This window comes from Undibacterium sp. CY21W, from assembly GCF_014284265.1.
Classification (GTDB): domain Bacteria; phylum Pseudomonadota; class Gammaproteobacteria; order Burkholderiales; family Burkholderiaceae_D; genus Undibacterium; species Undibacterium aquatile.
Genome location: NZ_JACOGE010000006.1, coordinates 61,505 through 86,835, shown reverse-complemented (window position 1 = coordinate 86,835; position 25,331 = coordinate 61,505). Strand labels below are relative to the sequence as shown.

General features: G+C 49.9%; 24 protein-coding genes and 1 tRNA gene. 9 read left to right on the top strand and 16 right to left on the bottom strand.

Features of this window, described 5'->3' with window-relative positions:
* Window positions 1-6: 6 nt before the first annotated feature.
* Window positions 7-693 carry an NAD(P)H-binding protein gene (locus tag H8K29_RS14380; protein WP_186898137.1) on the bottom strand — a complete coding sequence of 229 codons (687 nt, stop codon included), beginning with the start codon at window positions 691-693 and terminating at the stop codon, window positions 7-9.
* A 173-nt stretch (window positions 694-866) separates the two neighbouring features.
* On the opposite strand from H8K29_RS14380, the gene H8K29_RS14375 reads away from it, so the two are divergent.
* Window positions 867-1,763, top strand: a complete 897-nt coding sequence (locus tag H8K29_RS14375) for a DMT family transporter (protein ID WP_186898136.1) — start codon at window positions 867-869, stop codon at window positions 1,761-1,763.
* Between the two features lie 25 nt (window positions 1,764-1,788).
* Here the strand turns inward: H8K29_RS14375 and H8K29_RS14370 are convergent, their stop codons facing one another.
* Complete coding sequence (locus H8K29_RS14370) at window positions 1,789-2,388, bottom strand: hemerythrin domain-containing protein (protein ID WP_186898135.1); 600 nt, start codon at window positions 2,386-2,388, stop codon at window positions 1,789-1,791.
* 266 nt (window positions 2,389-2,654) lie between these two features.
* The gene (gene pepF, locus H8K29_RS14365) at window positions 2,655-4,517 is read right to left on the bottom strand and encodes an oligoendopeptidase F (protein ID WP_186898134.1); all 1,863 of its coding nucleotides are present in this window, start codon (window positions 4,515-4,517) and stop codon (window positions 2,655-2,657) included.
* A 388-nt stretch (window positions 4,518-4,905) separates the two neighbouring features.
* Here pepF and H8K29_RS14360 point away from each other — a divergent pair, with 388 nt between their 5' ends.
* Together H8K29_RS14360 and otnI are read left to right on the top strand one after the other, a co-directional pair.
* Complete coding sequence (locus H8K29_RS14360) at window positions 4,906-5,871, top strand: bile acid:sodium symporter family protein (protein ID WP_186898133.1); 966 nt, start codon at window positions 4,906-4,908, stop codon at window positions 5,869-5,871.
* Between the two features lie 63 nt (window positions 5,872-5,934).
* A complete protein-coding gene (gene otnI, locus H8K29_RS14355) occupies window positions 5,935-6,732 on the top strand; it encodes a 2-oxo-tetronate isomerase (RefSeq protein ID WP_186898132.1) in 798 nt (265 codons plus the stop codon).
* A 152-nt stretch (window positions 6,733-6,884) separates the two neighbouring features.
* Here otnI and H8K29_RS14350 read toward each other — a convergent pair whose 3' ends face one another.
* Complete coding sequence (locus H8K29_RS14350; protein WP_186898131.1) at window positions 6,885-7,910, bottom strand: NADP-dependent oxidoreductase; 1,026 nt, start codon at window positions 7,908-7,910, stop codon at window positions 6,885-6,887.
* 302 nt (window positions 7,911-8,212) lie between these two features.
* Between H8K29_RS14350 and purU the strand changes: the two genes are divergently transcribed.
* A complete protein-coding gene (purU, locus tag H8K29_RS14345) occupies window positions 8,213-9,088 on the top strand; it encodes a formyltetrahydrofolate deformylase (protein WP_370527200.1) in 876 nt (291 codons plus the stop codon).
* On the top strand, window positions 9,088-9,630 hold the full coding sequence (locus tag H8K29_RS14340; RefSeq protein ID WP_186885812.1) for a YaeQ family protein: 543 nt from the start codon (window positions 9,088-9,090) through the stop codon (window positions 9,628-9,630). Before purU ends, H8K29_RS14340 begins: the two co-directional genes overlap by 1 nt.
* Before the next feature lie 102 nt (window positions 9,631-9,732).
* Here the strand turns inward: H8K29_RS14340 and cysK are convergent, their stop codons facing one another.
* The 4 genes from cysK to yjgA all read right to left on the bottom strand — a co-directional run bounded on the left by cysK (window position 9,733) and on the right by yjgA (window position 13,250).
* On the bottom strand, window positions 9,733-10,707 hold the full coding sequence (cysK, locus tag H8K29_RS14335) for a cysteine synthase A (protein WP_186898130.1): 975 nt from the start codon (window positions 10,705-10,707) through the stop codon (window positions 9,733-9,735).
* Window positions 10,708-11,116: 409 nt separating this feature from the next.
* Window positions 11,117-11,788, bottom strand: a complete 672-nt coding sequence (locus tag H8K29_RS14330; RefSeq protein ID WP_186898280.1) for an alpha/beta hydrolase — start codon at window positions 11,786-11,788, stop codon at window positions 11,117-11,119.
* A 246-nt stretch (window positions 11,789-12,034) separates the two neighbouring features.
* Window positions 12,035-12,661 (bottom strand): molybdopterin adenylyltransferase, encoded by a 627-nt coding sequence (mog, locus tag H8K29_RS14325; RefSeq protein ID WP_186898129.1) that lies wholly within the window; start codon window positions 12,659-12,661, stop codon window positions 12,035-12,037.
* Window positions 12,645-13,250: a ribosome biogenesis factor YjgA gene (yjgA, locus tag H8K29_RS14320; RefSeq protein WP_186898128.1), complete on the bottom strand. Its 606-nt coding sequence runs from the start codon at window positions 13,248-13,250 to the stop codon at window positions 12,645-12,647. Before yjgA ends, mog begins: the two co-directional genes overlap by 17 nt.
* A gap of 81 nt (window positions 13,251-13,331) precedes the next feature.
* Here yjgA and pmbA point away from each other — a divergent pair, with 81 nt between their 5' ends.
* Complete coding sequence (gene pmbA, locus H8K29_RS14315; protein ID WP_186898127.1) at window positions 13,332-14,684, top strand: metalloprotease PmbA; 1,353 nt, start codon at window positions 13,332-13,334, stop codon at window positions 14,682-14,684.
* A 98-nt stretch (window positions 14,685-14,782) separates the two neighbouring features.
* On the opposite strand, the gene H8K29_RS14310 is transcribed toward pmbA, so the two are convergent.
* From H8K29_RS14310 to argH, 6 genes are all read right to left on the bottom strand, one after another.
* Window positions 14,783-15,496, bottom strand: a complete 714-nt coding sequence (locus tag H8K29_RS14310) for an ABC transporter ATP-binding protein (protein WP_186898126.1) — start codon at window positions 15,494-15,496, stop codon at window positions 14,783-14,785.
* On the bottom strand, window positions 15,493-16,254 hold the full coding sequence (locus tag H8K29_RS14305; RefSeq protein WP_186898125.1) for an ABC transporter ATP-binding protein: 762 nt from the start codon (window positions 16,252-16,254) through the stop codon (window positions 15,493-15,495). Before H8K29_RS14305 ends, H8K29_RS14310 begins: the two co-directional genes overlap by 4 nt.
* Window positions 16,255-17,133, bottom strand: a complete 879-nt coding sequence (locus H8K29_RS14300; protein ID WP_186898124.1) for a branched-chain amino acid ABC transporter permease — start codon at window positions 17,131-17,133, stop codon at window positions 16,255-16,257.
* 4 nt (window positions 17,134-17,137) lie between these two features.
* Window positions 17,138-18,019 carry a branched-chain amino acid ABC transporter permease gene (locus H8K29_RS14295; RefSeq protein ID WP_186885821.1) on the bottom strand — a complete coding sequence of 294 codons (882 nt, stop codon included), beginning with the start codon at window positions 18,017-18,019 and terminating at the stop codon, window positions 17,138-17,140.
* Window positions 18,020-18,254: 235 nt separating this feature from the next.
* Entirely contained in the window at window positions 18,255-19,382 is a 1,128-nt protein-coding gene (locus H8K29_RS14290) for an ABC transporter substrate-binding protein (protein WP_255423403.1), read from the bottom strand.
* A 338-nt stretch (window positions 19,383-19,720) separates the two neighbouring features.
* Entirely contained in the window at window positions 19,721-21,115 is a 1,395-nt protein-coding gene (gene argH / locus H8K29_RS14285) for an argininosuccinate lyase (RefSeq protein ID WP_186898122.1), read from the bottom strand.
* An 89-nt stretch (window positions 21,116-21,204) separates the two neighbouring features.
* On the opposite strand from argH, the gene H8K29_RS14280 reads away from it, so the two are divergent.
* Together H8K29_RS14280 and H8K29_RS14275 are read left to right on the top strand one after the other, a co-directional pair.
* Window positions 21,205-22,242 carry a sensor histidine kinase gene (locus tag H8K29_RS14280; RefSeq protein WP_222611495.1) on the top strand — a complete coding sequence of 346 codons (1,038 nt, stop codon included), beginning with the start codon at window positions 21,205-21,207 and terminating at the stop codon, window positions 22,240-22,242.
* Window positions 22,239-23,036: a LytTR family DNA-binding domain-containing protein gene (locus tag H8K29_RS14275; RefSeq protein WP_186898121.1), complete on the top strand. Its 798-nt coding sequence runs from the start codon at window positions 22,239-22,241 to the stop codon at window positions 23,034-23,036. Before H8K29_RS14280 ends, H8K29_RS14275 begins: the two co-directional genes overlap by 4 nt.
* A gap of 6 nt (window positions 23,037-23,042) precedes the next feature.
* On the opposite strand, the gene H8K29_RS14270 is transcribed toward H8K29_RS14275, so the two are convergent.
* A complete protein-coding gene (locus tag H8K29_RS14270) occupies window positions 23,043-23,270 on the bottom strand; it encodes a hypothetical protein (RefSeq protein ID WP_186885826.1) in 228 nt (75 codons plus the stop codon).
* Between the two features lie 232 nt (window positions 23,271-23,502).
* Window positions 23,503-23,579, bottom strand: a tRNA-Met gene (locus tag H8K29_RS14265).
* 238 nt (window positions 23,580-23,817) lie between these two features.
* On the opposite strand from H8K29_RS14265, the gene ppnN reads away from it, so the two are divergent.
* The gene (ppnN, locus tag H8K29_RS14260) at window positions 23,818-25,212 is read left to right on the top strand and encodes a nucleotide 5'-monophosphate nucleosidase PpnN (protein WP_222611499.1); all 1,395 of its coding nucleotides are present in this window, start codon (window positions 23,818-23,820) and stop codon (window positions 25,210-25,212) included.
* Window positions 25,213-25,331 lie beyond the last annotated feature (119 nt).

Sequence of the window (25,331 nt, the reverse complement as noted above, 5' to 3'; positions counted from 1 at the left end):
ATATTTTTATTGGACTTGCCTAGATTTTTCTGTCTTGCGTGTCAGCGCACCTTGCAATTGATCTGACTCCAGAATCGCGACGCCATCGGTTGCAGTAAAGCTTGCATTCATGGTTGCATGCAGCATCGCGGCTGCAACATCAGCGACATCTACCGCGCGGTAACGGCGCGGTATCAGCGAGCCAAATAGGCGGGATAAGAAGATCGCAAAGGCTTCTGCCGGGCGTTTATCTTTTCTGGTGCCGCCGCTAAGCAGTGATGGACGTACTATTGTCAGCGCTGAAAATCCCAAAGCACGCAAATCATTTTCCACTTGGCCTTTAACCTGTAAATAAAAGGAACCGGCATCTGCATTCGCGCCGAGTGCCGAGTTATACACAAAATGCCGTGTACCTGCGGCTTTGGCAAGGCTGGCAGCGGCTATTACATAGTCGTGATCGATACGGGAAAATGCGGCTTTTGATCCGGCGATCTTGATCGTCGTGCCGAGCGCACATAAGACCGCATCTGCCTGCCACCAGTCTGCATCCTGTGGCAAGTGGGCATAGTCAACGATGGGGTTGTGTAGTTTAGGATGCGGCGCCAACGCGGTGCGCGTCGGCGCGATCACTTGAGTTACATCATTGTGCGCCAGGGCTTGCGCAATTAATTGCTGCCCCACTAAGCCGGTACCGCCCAGAATTAATAATTTCACTTTTCACCTTCTCTCTTTTTGCTGTGCCATCAACTTAGCGATGGCAGCGTCTGCCGGTATTTTAGATGTGAATCGGACATATTGCAGCCATCATGCTGGTCGCCGCGGCCTGTGTCAGGGTGGTATGCTGTCGGACTTTGCTGACCGCCATTTCTTTCCTGTTCCGATTTTGTATGAATCATAAACTGACCCCCGGCACCATTTTTTTACTGGTATTGGCACCACTGCTATGGGCAGGTAATGCGGTTGTCGGACGTATGATACATACGATGGTGCCGCCGGTGACCTTGAATTTCTTTCGCTGGGCAATCGCTTTTCTGATTTTGCTGACGATGGCCGCCAGTATTTTTAAACGTGGCAGCATATTCTGGTTTCGCTGGTATCGCTACGCATTACTCGGGCTGCTCGGTGTGGGTATGTACAACGCCTTGCAATATCTTGCTTTACAAAGTTCGACGCCGATCAATGTGACGCTGGTGGCAGCGAGCATGCCGGTGTGGATGTTATTGATCGGGCGCTTATTTTTTCATGCGCCGATTTCCCGCTCTGCTGTAGCCGGTGTGGTCGTCTCGATAGCTGGGGTATTGCTGGTGCTGTGTCGCGGTGAGCTTCAGCATTTAATGGCGCTGCGTCTGGTTCCCGGCGATATGCTGATGCTGCTGGCAGCGATTTGCTGGTCACTTTACAGCTGGCTGCTGACACGTGGCGGCGACGGTGAGTTGCGTGATCACTGGTCACATTTTTTATTGGCGCAGGTCAGCTTCGGGCTGGTGTGGTCGGGTTTGTTTGCGGCGGGTGAATGGATGCTTGTTGCTCCTGTGATTCACTGGAGCGGTGCGCTGATCGCTGCGATCATTTTTGTCGCAGTCGGTCCGGCGCTGATCGCCTTTCGCTGCTGGGGCATGGGCGTACAACGGGTCGGACCAAGTATCGCTGCGTTTTTCAGTAACCTGACGCCCTTGTTTGCCGCTTTGCTGTCATCGTTATTTTTAGGTGAGACGCCACAACTGTTTCATGCGGTAGCGTTTTTGCTGATTGTTGCCGGTATCGTTTTATCTTCTAGACGTTGACGTCGCCTTGCAGATTAGCTGTGTTTTACAGTGGGTCAGGAGCGCCCGCAGCGATAGAGCCGTTACTGACGATGTAGGAAAACAATTGTTCGTAGCGATAACGTTCACCTGTGTCGTCAAGCTGATGGCGATTTTCCATAAATGCCTGATCGACTTCCTGCCAATCGGTGACATTCAATACCAGTTTGGCGACCGGTAACACATCATTTTCCTCAGCGTGCATGTGCGCGTAATAGAAAAGAGCATATTGCTCCGCCAGATCTCTGAAATGCCGAAAAGCCGGGGCTCCGCAAAACTCGTATTTCAGCAACGCATTGTGCAGATTGCGTACCAGACATTCGCCGTTGCCATGTTGTTCGATCAACGCATCCAGCACATTGTCGAGCTGGTGTGTACGCTCTTTAATCTTGGAAAACAGAAATTTGTCTTCTTTAGGATGATGTACTTTTTCCGGATATTCGCTGATGTAAAAAAGAATGGCGCGGAATAATTTAAGATCAGGTGGCGCGTCTCCTTTATCTGTCGAACGCACAAATTCCAGCATGGTCTGTATGACGGCAGACAAATGCTGATGTTCTTGCTGAATGATATCGATGGATATTGGATGGAAGTTTCTGGCGCACATAACGGTCTCCGCAGAATTTTTTTATACTGTACTCTGTGCACCTTATTCGCTGTTTGATGCCGATCAAATAAAGCGAGACGTACCAACGGATTTCGTTGACTTCCGCTGATTTTTTAGGTTGATCGGTGTTCGCGTCCGCATTCGGCTCTTGTTTTACTCTCCACTTATGCTCGTTTGATGAGTATTTTTTATTGCCCTGTTTATATAAAAAAACCTCGTTCCCATTAGCAGGGAACGAGGTTGACTGACTACGCTTTCTCAGCGTTTCAGCGTTTTGCAACGATGGCTTCAATCTGATCCATGATGCTGTTCATGCGTTTAAACACTGCTTGATATGGCGCTGGCGATGCCAGATCGACCCCGGCTTTTTTTACGAGATCGTAAGGGTAAGCAGAGCCACCAGCTTTCAGGATATTCAGATAATTGTCGCGTGCGCCTGCTTGCGATTTCAGGATTTCATCGGCAAACATAGAACCGGCAGCAATCGAGGTCGCATACTGGAAGACATAAAAGCGATTATAGAAATGCGGGATGTAAGCCCATTCTGTGGCATAGACATCATCGATTTTCATGACGCCTTCTTTATCGCCGTGATAGCGCTTCAGGGTGTCGCCGTAGATTTTAGTGAGGCCCTCACCAGTCAGTGATTCACCTTTGTCCACACGCGCATGCACTTCGCGTTCAAAGTCAGCAAACATGGCCTGACGGAAGAATGTGCCGCGCAAATTTTCCAGTGCGGAACCCAGATACAGCAGACGCTCATCGTCGCTCTTCGCGATTTTCAGCATGTGATCAAGCAATAATACTTCGTTGGTGGTCGAGGCAATTTCAGCGGTGAAAATAGGGTAGTCAGCGGTGCTGAAAGGCTGATTTTTATTGGCGAGATACGAATGCATCGCATGGCCCCATTCATGCGTGAGTGTAGAGACTGACTCGTAATCGTCGTTGTAATTCAGCAGTATGTATGGGTGTACGTCATACGCGACGCCAGACATGTAGGCACCTGAACGCTTGCGTGGGCGAGGGTAGACGTCCATCCAGCGCGCAGTGCTCGCTTTGGTAATCGCATTGACGTAATCGTCGCCAAGCGGTTTGACTGAACTCAGCATCAGTTTCACACCGTCGTCGATGCTGTAAGTGAAATTGCCGGAAACCAGTTGCGGGTAAATATCGAAATAGCGCAGATCTTGTACGCCGAGCATTTTCGCGCGTAATTTGAAGTAGCGATGCAGTGTAGGTAAATTGGCGCGGGTCTGATCGACCAGCGTGTCATATACAGCGCGCGGTATATTGTTGCCATCCAGCGCATGGGTCAGTGAATCAGGATAATTGCGCACTTTGGCATACACGGCGTCGCGCTTGAGTTGTTCGTAAAACGTGACGCCGTAGCTGCGTTCAAACTCTTTCCATTTGCCCCAGAACGCATCAAACACCAGCTTGCGGTCAGCACGGTTCGGTGAAGCGCGGTATTTGGTATAAGCGGCCTGATCGATGGTGACTTGCTGACCATCCGACAGCGTGACTTTTGGCCACGGCATTTCTGCATTAGACAATGTTGAGTAGACAGCAGCGGGAGCATTCATTGCCATGCCAAAGCTTGCGATCAGTTCTTCCCCTTTTTTATCCAGCGTGTGTTGCGCGCCGCGCAGTATGTCGTGCAGGCCAAAGCGGTAGGCGGCGAGTGATTTGTCCTGATTCAGATACGCATCGATTTTCTTTTGCCCCAGCTTCAGTATCTCCGGACGGAAGAAAGAACTCGCTTCTTCGAGCTTGCTGCCGATGATATCCGCATTTTGCGCAATGTCTTGTCCCTCGTTGTCACCGGTATCCTGATCGCGGAATTGCGACGCATAGGTCGCCAGGCGTGCATAACGTTTCAGAATATCCGCATTCAGATCGAGACAGGATTTAAAGCTGCTGATCTTGTCGCCCAGATGACCGCTGCATTTTTGCAGCTGGACTAACTGTGTTTCCAGATTTTTTGCATCAGCGTTCCATGCAGCGCGATTGGCATACAGATCGGTAAGATTCCAGCGTTGCGCTTCAGTGTCGTTGTTGTGCGCTGCAAAGCCGCTGGCAGGAAAGGCAAATGCGAGTGCCAGTAAGCTGGCGATCAGATGTTTTTGCATAGAGTCTCCGGTGTTGAGTATTGCCGGCAAAAGCCGGTAAAGGTAATCACAAACGATGTAACGAACAATGTGATAGTTGATGCGATAAAAGCAAAAATATACAGGTAAATCTATTGCATGAATTCAGGTAACAGGCAGATGAATCACAGATTTGATAAAACCCGTGCAATTCCGGAGAATCTTCTGGTTTTGCTTCGTTTGACTATTTTTTATACGATTTAGATTTCCCTTTTTCTGATTTGAAAACGCAATTTTTTGTGCCCGGCGTTGTACTTGGGTGCAGTTTGACTGTCATAGTTTTGCGAACAGCAGAATTGCATTTTGATGAGGGGAATATTTTCAGATGATTCAAGTACAATGAAGCTCGTTTTTATTTCTATTGCCGCCTATGAAACGCCCCCGCTTTTTACCTGACAACATGACTTTACTTTTGCTGGGCGTGATTCTGATCGCCAGTTTTTTCCCGGTAAAAGGAGAACTTGCAGTCAGCGTTGATCATCTGTCGACACTGATGATTGCGCTGCTGTTCTTTATGCACGGCGCTAAATTATCGCGTGAGGCGGTGGTGGCAGGAATGACGCACTGGCGTTTGCATTTGCTGGTGCTGGGAGTGACATTCGCCTTATTTCCTTTGCTGGGGATGCTGCTCAAGCCAGCTTTGCTGACCATATTAACCCCGGATTTATATCTGGGAATTTTGTATTTGTGTCTGCTGCCATCGACGGTGCAATCATCGATTGCTTTCACCTCGGTTGCGCGTGGTAATGTTCCTGCCGCCGTCTGCAGCGCTTCTGCGAGTAACCTGCTCGGCATCTTCATCACGCCTTTATTGGTCAGCCTGCTGATTAAAGCCAACAGTGATGGACATTCGTCTGCCGATGCGATGCTGAAGATCGTTTATCAATTGCTGTTACCGTTTGTGGCTGGACAGATCATGCGCCCGTATTTACAGGCATGGATCACTAAACATGCGAGCGTATTAAAAATGGTCGATCAGAGCTCGATTCTGCTGGTGGTATTCGTGGCGTTCAGTGAAGCGGTCGTGCAAGGATTATGGCATCAGGTGCCAACGCTGATGTTATTGGGCCTGCTACTGATCAGTGCGGTGATACTGGCATTGGTGATGGGTTTTACTACCCTGATCAGCCGTCGTCTTGGCTTTAGTAAGGAAGACGAAATCACCATTGTTTTTTGTGGTTCTAAAAAGAGTCTGGCCAGCGGTGTACCGATGGCGAAAGTCTTATTTTCCAGCGGTTCCGTCGGCATGGTGTTGTTACCCGTGATGCTGTTCCATCAACTGCAACTGATGGTCTGCGCCGTACTGGCGCAACGCTACGCAAATAGACCAAAATAAAAATCAACAGAATCCGGTCAATGTCAGGCCTGCCTGAATGCTGGGTTTTTTAAGGAGAAATACATGCCTCGTTTTGCTGCCAATCTCAGCATGATGTATGCCGAAGTCGATTTTCCTGCACGTTTTGCTGCTGCGGCAAAAGATGGTTTCACTGGAGTGGAATATCTGTTTCCTTACGATTATCCGGCACTACAATTACGTGAATTGCTGGACGCGAATAATTTACAGCAAGTGTTGTTCAATGCGCCACCGGGGAACTGGGCAACCGGTGAACGTGGCCTGGCGTCGTTGCCGGGGCGCGAAGACGAATTTAAGCGTAGCTTTGATCAGGCGCTGGAATACGCCCGCGTGCTGGGCAACCGCCATATTCATGTGATGGCAGGGCTGATACAGCCTGAGCAGGATAGGGCGCGTCATCGCGCAGTCTATCTGGGTAATCTGGCGTATGCGGCATTGCTGGCCTCGCGTGAAAATCTGACGGTATTAATTGAACCTATCAATACCCGTGATATGCCGGGATATTTTTTATCTGAGCAAAATATGGCGCAGGAAATCTGCGAAGAAATTGGCGTCAGCCATTTGCAAGTGCAGTTCGATATGTATCACTGCCAGATTATGGAAGGCGATATCACACGCAAGTTGCAGCGGGATATGCGCCGGCCGCAGGCCGGCATCGGCCATATACAGATCGCCGGTGTGCCGGATCGCCATGAACCATCCGAAGGCGAAGTAAATTACCCGTATCTGTTTCAACTGCTGGATGATTTGGGCTATGACGGCTGGATAGGTTGCGAATACCGGCCACGAGCGGGAACCTCAGAAGGCTTGGCTTGGATCAGACCCTGGCAGGCTGCAAAGTAAATCGCTTCCGTATCGCGCGGCGAGTGTGATCGAAATAGCCCGACGATGTAATTCTCCGCTGATGGCGTCTTCATTTCATCGTCGGTAAGCAGAATAAAAAAACGGCCTGTGTTTTTCTCAGGCCGTTTTTTTGTGTCAGTTCAGATGAAAAATTACTCGTCTGCGACTTGCAGTATCAGCTTGCCGAAATTTTTTCCATCGAACAGCATCATCAGCGTGTCAGGGAAAGTTTCTATGCCTTTGACGATATCTTCGCGGGTGTGGAATTTGCCTTCTGCCATCCACTTGCTCATTTCTGCGACCGCTTCGCCATAACGTGCTGCGTAATCAAAAACGACGATACCTTCCATGCGCGCACGATTGACCAGCAGCGATAAATAATTCGCTGGCCCCTTAACCGGTGTCGTGTTGTTGTATTGAGAGATCGCACCGCAGATGATGATGCGCGCTTTCATATTGATGCGGGTCAGCACGGTATCGAGAATGTCGCCACCAACGTTATCAAAATACACGTCTACGCCATTCGGGCAATGTTCTTTCAGTCCATCACGTACCGAGCCGGTTTTGTAATCGATGCAGGCATCAAAGCCGAGCTCATTCACCACGAAATCGCATTTGTCTTTACCGCCAGCGATGCCAACGACGCGGCAGCCTTTTTGTTTGGCAAGCTGACCGACCGTTTGACCGACCGCACCCGCCGCACCAGAAACGACGACGGTTTCGCCCGCTTTCGGCTGACCGACATCGAGCAAGCCAAAATACGCAGTCATGCCAGGCATGCCGAGCGCGTTCAGATATTTCGGTAAAGGTGCGAGTGCTGGATTAATTTTGTAGAAGGCTGCTGTTTTATCGTTCGCCGCGCCAACCCAGTATTGCTGCACGCCGGTGCCGCCGGAAACATAATCGCCGACCGCAAATAAAGGCGATTTCGATGCCACCACCTTGCCGACACCGCCAGCGCGCATGACTTCATCAATCGCGACCGGGCGGATATAGGATTTGCCTTCATTCATCCAGCCGCGCATCGCAGGGTCCAGCGAAATGTAGATCGTTTGGACGACGATTTCACCATCGTTGATCTCTCTGACTTGTTCGGTGGTGAATTTCCAGTCGCTGTGTTTCGGTGTGCCGACCGGACGGGCGGCGAGGCGGTATTGTTGATTGCTGAAGCTGCTCATAGTGTCTCCTGTGTTTTTGGTGATGTCTTACGTCTTACGGATGGTGGCTATCGCTGTTTTTGCGCCAGCCTTAATATACACGAAATAGAACGTACGTGCTTTTTGTTGCCGCTATTTTAAAACGCTGTGAAATTCAGGGCGGATTCTCGCTAATCTGGCACCGATGCGCGACGTACCTGCGATGAACGTGCGACAATAGTCAGTTACGGTTTTTAGCTTTGTTTTGCTTTAAAATTGCGGGTTATTCCAAATTAAATTTGCCTCACCCCCGAATGTCATGTGTATTCGGGCGAAAAAATAACATGATGACCATACGACCAGAATATATTCTCACCCTTTCTTGTCCTGATCAACGCGGTATCGTACACAGCGTTTCAGGATTTTTAGCCAATCATGGCTGCAATATCATCGATTCTGCGCAGTTTGGCGATGAACAATCCGCCACGTTTTTTATGCGTGTGCATTTCGCTGTTGAAGATGCGGGCGTCAAAGAGACAGCATTACGCGAAGAATTTGCGGAACTCGCTCACGGCATGCAAATGAGCTGGAAGCTCAATGACGCGCACCACAAACCTGCCGTGATACTGATGGTTTCAAAAATCGGTCATTGCCTGAATGATTTGCTGTTCCGCTACAAGAGTGGTTTATTGCCGGTGGAAATTAAAGCCATCGTTTCCAATCACACCGATTTTTATCAGCTTGCGGCCAGCTACAATATTCCTTTCCACCACTTACCGTTAGCGGCAGGTGCTTCCGCTGAGGCCAAGCGTGCGCAGGAAGAAAAAGTATTGGAAATCGTCGCCGCTAATCACGCTGATCTGGTGGTGCTGGCGCGCTATATGCAGATTTTATCGCCGCAGATGTGTGATGCACTCAAAGGTAAAGCGATCAACATCCATCACTCTTTCTTGCCCAGCTTTAAAGGCGCGAAACCCTATTATCAGGCGCATGAACGCGGCGTGAAACTGATCGGTGCGACTGCGCACTTTGTCACTGGCGATCTGGATGAAGGCCCTATCATTGAGCAGGATGTTGAGCGCGTTGATCATGCGATGGAACCGGAAACACTGACAGCCATCGGTCGTGATGTTGAATGCGTGGTGCTGGCACGTGCCGTGAAATGGTTTGTTGAACACCGCATTTTGCTGAATGGTCACAAAACAGTGGTGTTCAAATAATGGCCTTGAAATCGATTATCTACAAAGCCGATCTGAATATCTCTGATATGGATCGTGGCTATTACGCCGACCATAGTCTGACGATTGCCCGCCATCCATCGGAAACCGATGAACGCATGATGATACGCGTGCTGGCGTTTGCCATTCACGCCGCTGAGCGTCTGGAATTCGGCAAAGGCATTTCCGATACGGAAGAGCCGGATCTGTGGGAAAAAGACTATACCGACGCGATACAACTGTGGGTGGAAGTCGGTCAACCCGATGACCGCCGTTTGCTGAAGGCCTGCGGCCGCTCAGAGAAGGTGATCGTCTACAGCTTTGCCAGTGCCAGCGATATCTGGTGGAAGCAGATGAACAGCCGCCTCGATCGCGCAAAAAATCTGAAGGTGATGAATGTGCCGTCAGCACAAAGTCAGGCGCTGGAAAAACTCGCACAACGATCCATGCAATTGCAATGCACGATACAGGACGGGCAAATCTGGATGTCGGCAGGCGACGCCTCGGTGCAGATCGATCTGGAAATGCTGAAGGATTTTGGCTGATCTATTTTTTTTAATTGTTTACATAAAAAAACGGCTTGCGGATAAAAGCAGAGACAACTCTGTTTTTCCGCAAGCCGTTTTTACATTGATGCGACGACTTTCTTATACAGCCACACCCGCAGCATCAAAATAACCTTCAAACAGGACGGAGCTTAAATAACGCTCGCCTGAATCCGGCAAAATCGCGACGATGGTTTTGCCTGCATTTTCAGGCAAAAACGCGAGTCGGCTTGCGGCGGCGACCGCTGCACCACAGGAGATACCGGCCAGTATGCCTTCTTCTTTGGCGAGTCGCTGCGCGAACAGCACCGCGTCTTCGTTGCTGACTTGTTCAATCTGATCGATCAACGATAAATCCAGTACATCAGGCACAAAGCCAGCGCCTATGCCTTGAATTTTATGTGGACCTGGTTGCAAAGGCAGGCCTGCGCGTTGCTGCGTCAGTATCGGGCTGGAAGTCGGCTCTACCGCAACGGTGTGCAGTGCTTTGCCTTGCGTCTTTTTCAGGTAACGGGAAACGCCGGTAATGGTGCCGCCGGTGCCGACGCCAGCGACAAAAATATCGATGTTGCCCTTGGTGTCTTCCCAGATTTCCGGGCCTGTCGTGCGTTCATGTACTGCCGGATTCGCCGGATTTTTAAACTGCTGCAACAAGACATAACGATCCGGGTCGCTGGCGCGGATTTCTTCGGCTTTGGCGATCGCGCCATTCATGCCTTTAGGCCCTTCGGTCAGTACCAGCTTCGCGCCGAAGGCAGCGAGTAATTTCCGGCGTTCTATGCTCATGGTTTCCGGCATCGTCAATGTCAGCGGTATGCCTTTGGCTGCTGCGACGAAAGCGAGCGCGATACCGGTGTTGCCGCTGGTGGATTCTATCAGTTCTTTGCCAGCGCCAAGCAATCCGCGTTCTTCGGCGTCAGCGATCATCGCCGCGCCGATACGGCATTTGACGGAGTAGGCGGGATTGCGGCCTTCGACTTTCACCAGCACCGTTGCGCCTGCACCGGCGGTGATGCGGTTGAGGCGAATCAATGGTGTGCGTCCGATGGAATCTGCGTTGTTCAAATAAAGTGCCATGATGGTCTCTCAGAAGTTGGGTGTATGGATACTACGAGTCAGGTGATGCCGCGTGATTGATCTTTATCAAGCGTGCTTCCTTACATTTTTTGCGTATATCGATATGTAAAAAAAGAGGGTCGACGCTTTTCCTTTCGTCATACTTTTTTGCTGCTCAGGATGTGCGCGTACTATACATCGCAATCAGTGAATGTGGGCATGGTGCGGTCGTTCTGATGCGCTGATCGCCATTGCTGCTGAACTCAGGCAAGCCTCAGTTTTGCGCTTTGATTTTATAAAGAAATGACGAAAAACGGGGAGTATATGCAAAAAACGCCTTATTCTCGGCAGAAAATAAGGACGTTTTAAAATACTGGGGGGAGTATATTTAAGGCGTTTTTGCCTCTTGCAACGGGCAACAAACGCAAATTTACGCTGCCAACACCTTGCGCAACCACAGCCCGATATCGCGGATTTCTTCGGCGCAGACCGAATGCGGCATCATGTATTCATGCCATTCAACCTGATAGCCCAGCTCTTTCAGCAAATCGCGCGATTGCTCTGCGCGTTGAATGTGAATCACAGGATCGGCGCGACCATGCACCAGAAACACCGGTGTCTCCTGATTCGCCGCACTGCGTTCGGCAGCAACCACATCACGCAATGGCACATAGCCGGATAAACACAGCAAGCCTGCCAGTTTTTGCGGATAGCGTAAGCCGGTTTGCAAGGTCATCGCGCAACCTTGCGAGAAGCCCGCGAGGAAAATTTTATTAGCCGGAATGCCGCGTGCGACTTCGCGCGCGATCAGTTTTTCAATTTCCACTTGCGATGCGCGTAAGCCTTTTTCATCTTCGCGGCGGGCGATGTCGGTGCCCAGAATGTCATACCAGGCGCGCATCACGTAGCCATTGTTGATCGTCACCGGCATCGTTGGCGCGTTCGGGAACACGAAGCGTATGCCGGGTAAGCCGCTCAGATTGAGTTCCTGAACGATAGGAACGAAATCATTGGCATCTGCGCCCAGACCATGCATCCAGATAATGGCGACGCTGGGATTGGTGGCGCTTTCAATTTCTACGGTGTCGAGGTAATTGCTCATGGCTGACGGAGTATTTTTCTTGGTTGAAGGGGAATTGCGGATGTCGGATGATTTCTGTTGTTTCTTGCCTGCACCTGGAGTGATTGCATTCACTGCGTTCACAGTTGCAGCAAAGGTCTTATCGAGCAAGCACAGCGTTGAGGTGCCGAGCAAAGCAGTAATCCATAATCGTCTTGCTGATGGCGGAAAATCTGCTTTGTTCATCTGTCTGCGTACATTGCTGGCGACCCGATTTAACAGAGACAATCAGGATTTTTGTCGTAACGCCGATTTAGGGCGGAAGACTTTGCACACGGATTCGTGCGTTTCTATGTAAGGCCCGCCGATCAGGTCGATGCAATAAGGAATCGCTGCAAAAATACCAGAGACAATTTGTTTGCCATCCGCATCTTTCAAGCCTTCCAGCGTTTCTTTAATCGACTTCGGTTGCCCCGGCAAATTCAGAATCAATGCGGCGTGATCAGCGGTTTCACGTATCACAGCCACTTGCCGCGACAAGATCGCGGTTGGCACAAATTGCAGGCTGATCTGACGCATCTGCTCGCCGAATCCCGGCATCTCTTTGGTGGCGACCGCCAGCGTGGCTTCCGGCGTCACATCGCGCCGCGCAGGGCCGGTGCCGCCAGTAGTAATCACCAGATTGCAGCGTGCCACGTCCACCAGTTCAGTCAGCGCTTGTTCTATCGCCTGACGTTCATCTGGAATCAGGCGGGTTTCCATCACCCAATTGCTCGCCATGGCAGTGCTGAACCATTCCTGCAACGCGGGCAAACCCTGATCCTGATAGACACCGGCTGATGCGCGGTCAGAGATGGAGACCAGGCCTATGCGCAATGCGCGGTCGGCTGTATCCGTATTACTCATTGTCCTCATCCTCTTGATCTTCTGCATCCTCTTCATCCAATGCGTCACCGCCCGCAGGCGCTTTCTGCAATTGTTTCAGAATCTGGAAAATCTCGCGGTAGGCTTTTGGCGGTTTGTTTTCTGCCTGTTCCTTACGCGCGTTGCGGATCAGGGTGCGCAATTGCTGCACATCGAGATGCGGATGTTCAGACAGTAACTCTGTCAGCGCATTGTCATCCGTCAGCAGTTTGTCACGACGGCGTTCGAGTGCATGCATCGCCGCAGTTTCCGCTTTCGATGAGCCTTTCCAGCTGTCGATGGTTTTCTGGATCAGCGCGATTTCAGCTTCATCCAGTGTGCGCATTTTTTTGCCGACAAATTGCATCTGACGGCGACGACCTTCATGGTTCGTGATTTGCTGACATTCGAGAATCGCGTCGCGCACATCTTCCGGCATAGGAACGCGTTTGACGCGGTCACGCGCCTGTTCGACCAGTTCTTGTCCCAGTTTTTGCAACGCGGTCATTTCGCGTTTGAGCTGAGATTTTGAAGGGCGTTCGTATTCCTCTTCAAATTCGCTCGATTGGTAGCCACATGAGCCCCGGTTTGGATTTGGCATAATTCTGCGCCTTTACTATAAACTTAATGAAACGGCTGATATGATAACCGTTTTAGTTCCGTCTCCAAAGAAACCTCATCTATGAGCAAGCCAGTTTTTACCCATTCCCAAGATCAACTGAAACAAATTGCGCAGGATATGTTGCTTTTTGCTAAAGAAAAAGGCGCTTCCGACGCGGCCGTCGAAATCAGCGAAGGTGAAGGTTTATCGATCAGCGTGCGCAAAGGCAAGGTGGAAACGATAGAGCAGAACCGCGATAAAGGTATTGGTATTACTGTTTATATCGGACAGAAACGCGGCAATGCCAGCACTTCGGATTTTTCCCGTCAGGCACTGAAAGATACGGTTGATGCGGCTTACAACATTGCCCGGTTTACGGCAGAAGACGATTGCGCTGGTTTGGCCGATGCGGAACTGTTTGAAATGGCGCCGCTTGATCTGAAGCTGTGCTATCCGTGGCATATCAGCGCAGAAGAGGCGATCGATATTGCCAAGCGCACCGAAGCGGCGGCGTTTGCCGTCGATAAACGGATTACGAATAGTGAAGGTGCCAGCGTCCATGTGCAGCAATCGCATTTCGTTTCTGCGAACTCGCGTGGCTTTATTGGTGGTTACCCGCTGTCGCGTCATACGATCGCTGTGGCACCGATTGCAGGTAAGGGCGCTAAGATGCAGCGTGACGACTGGTATTCATCGCAACGCAATCCGAAAAAACTCGCCCAGCCTGAAGCCATCGGCAGTTATGCCGCTGAACGCGCTCTGGCGCGTTTGAATGCGCGCAAACTGACTACCCGTAAATGCCCGGTTCTGTTTGAAGCGCCATTGGCAGCAGGCTTGCTGGGATCGTTTGTGCAGGCGGTTTCCGGCGGTGCTTTGTATCGTAAATCCTCATTTTTACTCGATTCACTGGGGACGCAGATTTTCCCTGAACATATTCAGGTGCTCGAAGATCCGCATGTGCCGGGCGCGGTTGGTTCGTCGCCATTTGATGATGAAGGTGTCCGCACCCAGCGCCGTGATGTGGTCAGCAATGGCGTGTTGCAGGGTTATTTTCTGTCGACCTATTCGGCGCGTAAGCTGGGGATGCAAACAACCGGCAATGCGGGTGGCTCGCATAATCTGAGTTTGCTGTCATCCAATACAAAAAAGAGCGATCATTTTGCCGCCATGCTCAAAAAAATGGGCACTGGCTTGCTGGTGACCGAGCTGATGGGGCAGGGTGTGAATTACGTGACGGGGGATTATTCACGCGGCGCATCTGGTTACTGGGTGGAAAACGGTGTGATTCAATATCCGGTCGAAGAAATCACCATCGCAGGCAATATGCGCGACATGTTCACGCAAATCGTCGCGGTTGGTGCGGATACGCTGGTACGCGGCACCAAGCAGACTGGCTCGATACTGATAGAGAGCATGACGATAGCGGGCAACTGATCAGTTCACTGACTGCGCAAATAAAAACGACCATCACAGATGGTCGTTTTTTTATGCTGAGAATATTTTCTGTGCAGCCCGGATGTTGCCAGCGAAAGTTAAGCGCCTAAGTAAGCTTCGATTACTCTAGGGTTGTTCAGCAGATTCTGACCGCTGTCTTGCAACACAATTTCGCCATTTTCAAGAACGTAACCGCGTTGGGCGATTTTCAGTGCTTGCCTGACGTTTTGTTCTACCAGCAAAATCGTCAGTCCGGTCTGGTTGATCTCTTTCAGTACGCGGAAAATTTCCTGCACCATTAGCGGTGCGAGCCCCATCGACGGCTCGTCCAGCAGCAGCACTTTGGGTTTAGCCATGAGGGCGCGGCCAATTGCGAGCATTTGTTGTTCGCCACCAGATAAGTTACCTGCGAGTCCGGAAGCGCGGTTTTTCAGCACCGGAAACAGATGAAATACGTAGTCCAGATCCTTGTTGATCTGCGCTTTATCTTTGCGGGTGTAAGCGCCGAGATCAAGATTTTCCTGCACTGTTAATGTGGTCAGAATGGCGCGTCCTTCGGCCACTTGTACCACACCTTTTTGCACGATCTGATGCGGCGAGAGTGTGGTCAGATCTTCGCCCTCAAACAGGATTTTTCCTGCATTCGCTTTGATCAGGCCGGATACCGCCAGTAATGAGGTACTCTTGCCCGCGCCATTGGCACCGACGAGGGCAGTGATTTCGCCGGCGTTGAGTTCCAGTTGTATGTCTTTGACGGCGCGGATGTGGCCATACGATACGCTGAGGTTCTGGATGCTTAATATAGCGCTCATGCCGCATCCTCCTTACCGAGATAGGCTTCGATGACGTCAGGATTGGCTCGCACCTCATCCGGTGTTCCTTCTGCGATGATTTTGCCGAAATTGAGTACCGCGACGCGATCACAGAGTTCCATTACAAAGCGCATGTCGTGTTCAATCATAAAAATCGAGAATCCACGTTGGCGGATATTTTTAATTTCTGCCATCAGCTCTGTTTTTTCTGCGGGATTCATGCCGGCGACCGGCTCGTCGAGCAGCAATAGTTTAGGCTGCGTCGCGAGTGCTCGCGCGAATTCCAGCTTGCGTTGTTCGCCATACGATAAATTGTCGGCCAGCATGTGTGCTTTGTGATCGAGTCTTACCCAGGTCAGCAATTCATGCGCACGTTCACGCGCTTTCGCTTCTGCATTTTTAAACGAGGCAAGATTAAACAACATGCTGCCGATGCTGTAATTGAGGTGCTCATGCATGCCAACGACGACGTTTTCCAGCAAACTCATTTCCTTGAAAATGCGGATATTCTGAAACGTGCGGGCGATGCCGAGCTGCGTAATTTTGTGGGGTTCCACCACGCTCAGATCCTGATCGTTAAAACGTATCTCTCCGCTAGATGGGCGCAACAGACCTGTGATCAGATTCACGATGGTGGTTTTGCCTGCACCATTAGGACCTATCAACCCGAAAATACTGCCTTCAGGCATGGTGAAGCTGACGTCCTGCAAGACCTGCAAGCCGCCGAAATTTTTACTGATAGCTTGTAACTGCAACATTTAAGCAACCTCTTCAGACTTGCTGGATGTGAATTTGCGGCGCAGCGCGCGGATTTTAGCCGGATCCCAGATGCCTTTAGGCAGGTACAGAATCACGATGATCAGAATCAGGCCATTCGCGGCGAGTCGGTAGTCCTTCAGCGAACGCATCACTTCAGGCAGCAATGTCAGGATGGTGCTGCCAAGCACCGGGCCAATCAGATTGCTGGTGCCACCAAAGACAGCCATGGTGAGAATCTCGACGGCATTTTCAAACGCATAATTTCCCGGGCCTATCGTGAAGGTGTAATGGGCGTTCAGACCGCCTGCGACACCGGCGATCACTGCGCCGAGCACAAACGCCAGCAGTTTGTAGCCCGCAACGTTGACACCCATTAAGCGCGCCGCGATTTCATCTTCCTTAATCGCTTCAAATGCACGTCCGGTTTTCGAGCGACGCAATCTCGCCAGCACAAATAAGGTGATGCCTAAAATAACAACGATGTGCCACCACTCTGTTTTAAGTGGAATGCCGTTCAGACCCATAGGGCCACCGGTGATTTCCATATTCAGGACGATGACGCGGACGACTTCACCGAAACCAAGTGTCGCCATTGCCAGATAAACACCCGACAGACGCAGGGTCGGAATCCCGATCACGAGGGCAACGAGTGCGGGAACCACAGCCGCTGCAAGCAAGGCGACCGGGAACGCAAGCTCGGTCTGCATGCTGATCATCGACGCGGCATACGCGCCTATGCCCATGAACGCTGCGTTGGCAAGCGACAGCAAGCCGCACGACAGGGTCAGATAAATTGACAGTGCCAGCATCGCGTTGATGCCAATACCAAAAATAACAGTGCTGTAAATAGCCCAGAAACCATCCCACCATTCGAGCATGATCTTATGCCTTTCTTTCTAAAATCTTGCCAAACATGCCGGAAGGACGAACCAACAAGATCACAAACAATAAACCAAATGCCACGGCATCACGGAAGTCACTGGATAAATACGCAACGCTCATGACTTCGGCAAAACCAAGAAATAAACCACCGATGAGTGCACCACGGATATCGCCCATACCGCCCAGAATAATCACTGCAATACCTTTGTGCAGCATGGGTTGTCCCATGAATGGTGAAATCGCGTTGAAAGACAGACCGACCAGCACACCTGCTGCGCCGCCGAGTGCTGCCGCAGCAAAAGAGGTGAACAGGAACAGACCCTCAACATTAATGCCGAGCAGATACGCAGCTTTAGGTGATTCTGCGATGGCCCGCAAGGCTCTGCCCAGTTGTGTGCGACGCATAATGATCAGCAGCACGACCATCAGCGCAAATGAAATCAGGACGATGGCCAATTGCACGGCGGTCAGGTGCAGATTACCTACAGTAAAACTTTCTTCCGGTATCGTGCCAAACGGGAAGCGTTTGTTTTCTGCGCCAAAGAAACCCTGTGCCACATTCGTAATCATGATGGCGACGCCGATGGTGGCGATCATCGGTGCCAGATGCGGGGCATTTCGTTTACGCAAAGGTCGAAGTACAAGGAAATCGACAATCACGCCAATCACACCGCAGGTCAGCATCGCGATCAGCATGGCCAGCCACAAGGACATCTGAAATTGATTGACCAGCAATAAGGCTACATAGCTGCCCAGCATGAATATTGCGCCATGAGCGAGATTGATGACGCCCAGCACGCCAAAGACGAGAGTAAAACCGAGGGCGAACAATGCATACACGCTACCGAGTGAAAGGGCATTGATAAGTTGTTGTTCAAACATGATGATCCAGGCGAAAAACCGTTGCAACTCTTGCCGCTGTTGAGTTGCGTATCAGTTTTGTCAGAAAAGCGTTTTAAGGAAATGAGAGAAAGTTCAGATCAAAAAACACAGATGCTAAGCAGGAAAAAATCTGCTGAAAAAAAGAAAACTCACACAGAATAAAAATTCATTCCTTAGAAATACATCAGCGGTTCGCGCTATCGGTAGCGGAACCGCTGTGTTTTAAAGAAGAATATCATTTCAGCAGTATAAATTTACCGCCCTTAGCAATATTCACAATGGCTTCTTGCTGTGCATCGTAACCTGCTTCTTTTCCATCTTTTGCAGCAGCGCGGCGGAAAGCAAATTTGCCGGTAGCACCTTCAAATTTAATCGCAGGCAGGGCATTGCGCAAGGCGATACGGTCTTTATCGATGCTGCCGGTCAGTTTTACTGTTTTCAATGCTTCGGCAACGATATTGAGTGCGTCAAAAGCCTGTGCCGCAAACTGATCAGGTTCATTGCCGAATTTTGCTTTGTAATCGGCGATGAATTTTTTGTTTGTTGCAGAAGTATTTTCTATCGACCATGGGCTGCCCATCAAAGTGTCGTCAGCGGCGTCTTTGGCGATTTCAAACAGCTTAGGTGAGTTGAATCCATTACCACCGATAAACGGCTGTTTCATGCCCAGTGAGCGGGTTTGCAGAATAATATTGGCGGCCTCTTCTGCCAGGCAGGAGCAAACAATCGCATCAGGATTCGACGCTTTGATTTTGGTCAGTTGCGCCTTGAAATCAACGTCGCCCTTCGCATAGGTTTCGGTATCGGTGACACTGATTTTCTGATCTGCGAGTGCTGACTTGAAAACGTCGTAGCCGCTCTTCGTAAAGGCATCGTCATTGCCATACAACACCGCAACTTTTTTGATATTGAATTTTTTTACTGCCGCACGAGTGGTGACTGGCAAGACGTCGGCCTCCATCACAGAGTTACGGAAAGTGAAAGGGCCCATATTGGTAATACCATCAGCAGTATTGCTGGTGCCAAAAACCACGGTTTTAGTTGCATTGGCGATAGGATCGGCAGCAAATGCAGAATTGGATAAAGTAGGGCCGAAAACCAGTAAAACTTTTTCCTGGAAGATCAGTTTTTTGAAAACATTGATCGCTTCTTCTTTCTTACCTTGTTCGTCTTCCACAACCAGAGCGATTTTGTTTCCGTTGACGCCACCTTTTGCGTTGATGCCATCGGCTGCCAGAGTGAACCCGTTTTTAATTGCTACGCCGTATTTCGCCGCCGGGCCAGTCAGTGCTTCGGCAATGCCGACTTTGATATCGGCGGCATTGCCGATGACAGTCCATCCGAGCAAGGCACTTGCAACCATCAGTTTTAGTTGGTGTGACATAAAGGGTTCCTGAAAGAATGTGATGAAAAGGATTTACTGGTCACCGATAGCGTGAAATAGCATGCGTCTCTATTAACTGGCGGCCCAGAATAATCGCCGTAGAATTTTTATTAGATAAATATTTATTTTCGCCAAATATTGTATTGGCTGCCAAGCAGAAGGGCAATATAACATGGTGTTGCGGTGCAATATCCGCTGCTTAAGTAGAATTACTTATAGCATCGGCAGAGCTGGGGTGGGAGTGGGTCTTGAGGTGGGAAGGTGCAGCCCTAATATGGACTTGGGCTGCGCCTGATGCTTGTTGTTAATACGAGAGTTTATGCGAGCGACTGGCGTGCACGTGCAATTGCTGCCCGCACCTGATTTGGTGCAGTGCCGCCGATGTGATCGCGTGCAGCAACAGAACCTTCCAGTGTCAGCACCTGGAAAATATCCTGTTCAATCAATGCAGAGTAGCCGCGTAATTCTTCAAGCGACATTTCGCTGAGGTCGCAGCCTTTTTCCACGCAAGTTTTGACGGCGTGTGCAACAGCTTCATGCGCATCACGGAACGGCAAACCTTTTTTCACCAGATAATCGGCGAGATCGGTTGCAGTTGCATAGCCTTGCAAAGCAGCGGCACGCATGGCTTCAGGTTTGACGCTGATGCCAGTCGCCATATCGGCAAAAATGCGCAGTGTGTCGATCAGGGTATCGACCGTATCAAAAAGCGGCTCTTTGTCTTCCTGATTATCTTTGTTATAAGCCAGCGGCTGACCCTTCATCAGCGTCAGCAACGCAATCAAATGACCATTGACGCGGCCTGTCTTGCCACGGGCAAGTTCTGGCACGTCTGGATTTTTCTTTTGCGGCATGATTGATGAGCCGGTGCAGAAACGGTCGGCAATATCGATAAAGCCGACCCGCGGGCTCATCCAGATCACCAGTTCTTCAGACATGCGTGAGATATGTGTCATCACCAGCGCGGCAGCGGCGCAGAACTCAATCGCGAAGTCGCGGTCAGAAACTGCATCCAGGGAGTTGTAGCAGACTTCATCAAAGCCCAGTGTTTTAGCAACACGTTCACGGTCGATCGGGAAGGTGGTGCCTGCCAGTGCTGCGGCGCCCAATGGCAGACGATTGACGCGCTTGCGGCAATCCAGCATACGCTCGGTATCACGTCCGAACATTTCTACGTAAGCGAGAATGTGGTGCCCGAACGTGATCGGTTGTGCGACTTGCATGTGCGTAAAACCCGGCAAAATCGTCGCTGCATTTTTTTCTGCCAGATCGATCAACGCGCTACGCAGCGCACGCAGCAGGGCGACGATATTATCAATCGCAGAGCGCATGTAAAGGCGGATGTCGGTGGCAACCTGGTCGTTACGTGAGCGTCCGGTATGCAGTCGTTTCCCTGCGTCACCGACCAGCTCGGTCAGGCGTTTTTCTATGTTCAGATGCACGTCTTCTAGATCCAGTAACCATTCAAATTTGCCCGATTCAATTTCTGACTGAATTTGTGCCATGCCGCGTTGAATATCAGCGTAATCCTGAGCGCTGATAATATTTTGTGCACTCAGCATCTCCGCATGCGCGAGAGAACCCTGAATGTCCACCGCCGCCATGCGATTATCAAAAAATACCGAAGCGGTGTAGCGCTTGACGAGATCGGAAACTGGCTCGGAGAAACGGGCAGACCATGCCTCGCTTTTTTTATTGAATTGTGATGTCATAATGGATTGATTGCCGTTTTGGCTGCGGTTAGCGATAAATATTCTCCGATTATAAAACACCGCACCACTTTTCCCCGAGCAAAACCACGATGACGACTGTTTTATCTGTCCCAAAGAATGAACCTGTGATTCCCGATTGCTGCAATATCGGCGTGATTTTCCGTGTGCTGGTGAGTGTCAGTGTAGTTGTTTTGCTGGGATTGGCCTCGCGTGGCGATGGTTGGGCGCTGGTTTTGGAGAATTTCATTGAAGCGTCGATGCTGATAGAAGCGATTTGTCTGCTTTCGCTTTTCCTGTTATGTGCTTGTCGCCGCTATGCCTATTCACATGCCTCCCCAGTCTGGCTACAGCGGCTGGCCTGCGTATTGATTCCCGCTGCTGTCAGTATTTTTCTGCTCGCCTTCTTCGGTCAGTTTGAATGGTTTTTGCTTGCTTTTCCACGCCTGAACACGGGTTTCATTCTTATCTTCACTGCTGTTTCAGGATTTTGCCTGCAACAGTATTTTGAGCTGCGTACCCGTGCTTTTTCGCCTGCATTAGGTGAGGCGCGCTTGCAGGCGTTACAGGCGCGGATACGACCGCATTTTTTGTTTAACAGTTTGAATACCGCGTTGTCGTTGATACGGAAAGACCCGCGTCGGGCTGAATCGGTGATAGAGGACTTATCTGATTTGTTTCGGGTACTGATGCGCGATACCCGAACCATGACAAGTTTGCATGACGAGTTGCATCTTTGCAGACAATATCTGGCAATTGAGTCTTTGCGACTTGGGGAGCGTCTGCAGTTAGCCTGGAACACAGAGCAGTTGACGGACGAAGATATGCGCCAGATACAAATTCCTGTGCTGTTACTGCAACCGATACTGGAAAATGCGGTTCACTACGGTGTCGAGCCATCGTCCGGAGCGGCAACGATTTTCATCGACATTCAGAAAGGATTGGATAAAATCGAAATCCGTGTGCGGAATTCTGTACATCGGGACGCCAGATTATCTTCCGGAAATCAAATGGCGCTCGATAATATCCGGCAGCGCTTAAAATTATTGTATGACGTTGAGGCGCAATTAAGTATCAGAAAATCAGATGATAGTTTTGAAGTGATATTACATTTCCCGGCTCAAAGATGAGTATTCCAACCATTTTTATTGTTGATGACGAAGCTCCTGCTAGGGAGCGGTTGACGACTTTATTGTCTGATATACAGGCCGAATGCCCGCATCAGCTTGTCGGTGAAGCATCCGATGCAAAGTCGGGTCTCGAAAAGATTGCAGAATTGCGGCCGGATATTATTTTGCTGGACGTGCAGATGCCGGAAATGAGTGGAATGGAAATGGCCCAGTATTTGCGCGATCACGCAGTCGTTTCCGGAGTGCCGGCAATTATTTTTATCACGGCCTATGATGAGTTTGCATTCCCTGCTTTTGGTGTGCAAGCAGTAGATTATCTCCTTAAACCGGTGAGGGCGAATCGTCTGGCTGATGCAGTTACCCGGGTAGCGAATCGCCTTCCGATGGCAATGTCTGTGAACGCGACCATTGAGCAGGTACCTGCGCATGTTTGCCGCGAGAATTTTTCTGTTCCTGAGCGTGGACGTATTTTGCTGGTTCCGGTTCGTGATGTTTTATTTTTGAAGGCGGAGCAGAAATACGTGACTTTATATACGTCGCAAAAGGAATTTTTGCTGGAGGAATCCCTGACTTCATTAGAAGCAGAGTTAAAAGATAAATTTGTACGCATCCACAGAAATGCGTTGGTTGCGAAAGCGGCGATTGCAGGTGTCGAGCGAGCGACTCACATTGTCGATATGGATGGCGAAAACGAGAAGGTAAGTGAAAATTGGCAGGTGATCGTCGCTGGTTCTGTTGAACGCCTGCCTATCTCAAGACGCCAATGGCCGTTGATCAAGGCATTGGTTCGTTGAGTGTCTTCAGCGCCAGATAGGAAGACCCGTCAGGTCGGTATTTTCATCATTTACCCAAGCCGGCAGTCCACTGATATCTGTCGGGCCCAGCGCCGCAAGCAAATCAAGTTGTTCCTGCCGGATGTTCTTTCCTTGTCGGGATTTGGTATTTCCCTTTCTGACCTCCGGAGCCTCAAACGCAGGCTCACCAAATCCGGGTAATTCCATTGTCGCGTTATCTTTATAATCTTTCATCGGACTTCGTCTGAATCAGTAGCGTCAGTTTTTTTAAAAATAATCAGCTGTACCAAGGAATGCCGCATTGATAAACGAATGACTGCCCTGATTTTTTAATAGGATATTTATAAAAACAAGTGATACACCAGAACAATGCTGTTGCGTACCGAATATCTCAGACTAAGATTGGACAGGGATTTTTCGATTGAATCGAGTAACTGTCGGTTCGACAGGTCTGAGATAGGCTGATTGGTTGCGGGGGCAGGATTTGAACCTACGACCTTCGGGTTATGAGCCCGACGAGCTGCCAGACTGCTCCACCCCGCGTCTGAAGAGGGCGAATGATACATGGCAAGTGGCCCATATACAAGTGCGCAATGAAAATAAATTCCGCGAGCTCCGTAAAGTTGTTGCTGGTCGAAATTCAATGATTAAAATCATGTGCAAGATATAAATGGTTTACTGCGAGGCATAATGGGGAACGTATGAAGGCTAGTACTGAAATAACATTGTGTCGAGAGTTTGATGTGCGGGATTAATTTGATTGATGCGGAGAAAAGCAGTGATGGAATATGAAGTGATTGATAGTCAGATTGCACCGGAAGGTCGCATGGAAGTATTGTCTAAGGCGGAAGTCAGTAAGTTGCTTGATAACAGCCATGGTGGTTTGTATCAGGTGTTTCGTAGTTGTGCGTTAGCGGTATTGAATTGCGGCAGCGGTCTGGATGATGGCAAGGAATTGCTGGAACGTTATAAGAATTTTGATATCAGCATTGTTCAGCGTGAGCGTGGAATTAAACTGGATATCAAAGGCGCACCTGCTCTGGCTTTTGTCAACGGCGTCATGATCAAAGGAATTCAAGAGCATCTGTTTGCCGTATTGCGCGATATTTTGTTCATGAATGCAGAAATGGAGAACAGCACCACGACTGGAATTGCAGACAGAAATAAATTCAATCTGAATTCCAGCGAGGGAATCACTGACGCGGTGTTCCATATTTTGCGTAACGCGAATTTGTTACGCCCTCAGGTGAACCCGAATCTGGTGGTGTGCTGGGGCGGTCACTCTATTTCTGGTCATGAGTATGACTACACCAAGCAAGTCGGTTATCAGCTTGGCTTGCGTAACCTGGATATTTGCACCGGTTGCGGCCCAGGTGCGATGAAGGGACCGATGAAGGGAGCGACGATAGGTCATGCGAAGCAACGTATTGCGCATAGCCGCTACATAGGTTTGACCGAGCCGGGAATTATCGCCGCCGAGGCGCCGAATCCTATCGTTAATGATCTGGTGATTTTGCCCGATATCGAAAAGCGGCTCGAAGCTTTTGTTCGTATCGGGCATGCGGTTATCGTCTTTCCAGGTGGCGCTGGCACGGCTGAAGAGATTCTCTACTTGCTCGGTATTTTGCTGCATCCTGAGAATGAAGGAATTCCGTTCCCTCTGATTTTTACAGGCCCTGATGGTGCGGCTGATTACTTTCATCAGATTGATCAGTTTATCGCCAGCACTTTGGGTTCGCAGGCGCAAAAGCTTTATCAGATTATCGTCAATGATCCCGTTGCTGTTGCCAGTGCAGTTGAGCTAGCTATAAAGCAGGTACGAGAATTCAGAAAGCAAAAGGGCGATGCTTATTATTTCAACTGGATGTTGAAGATCGATGAAGAGTTTCAGCGACCATTTGAACCCAGTCATGAAAATATGCGCAATCTGGCAATTCATAAAAATCAGCCGCAGCACATACTGGCCGCCAACCTGCGCCGTGCATTTTCTGGGGTGGTTGCCGGTAATGTGAAGAATCAGGGAATCAGGGCGATAGAACAATATGGGAATTTTGAAATCTGTGGTGACCCCGCCATCATGGAATCCATGGATGCTTTATTAAGCTCATTTGTTGCACAAAATCGTATGAAATTGCCGGGGAAAGCGTACACTCCTTGTTATCGGATTATCAAATAAAGCAGATGCGGGGGACTTGCGCTTTTATCGTCTTATTTTTGTTCAGGAACTGCAAAAAGATGTGAATTCCCCGTCTTGAAAGATAAATTTGTTTGGCTTATCCGTTGAAATTGGTAACA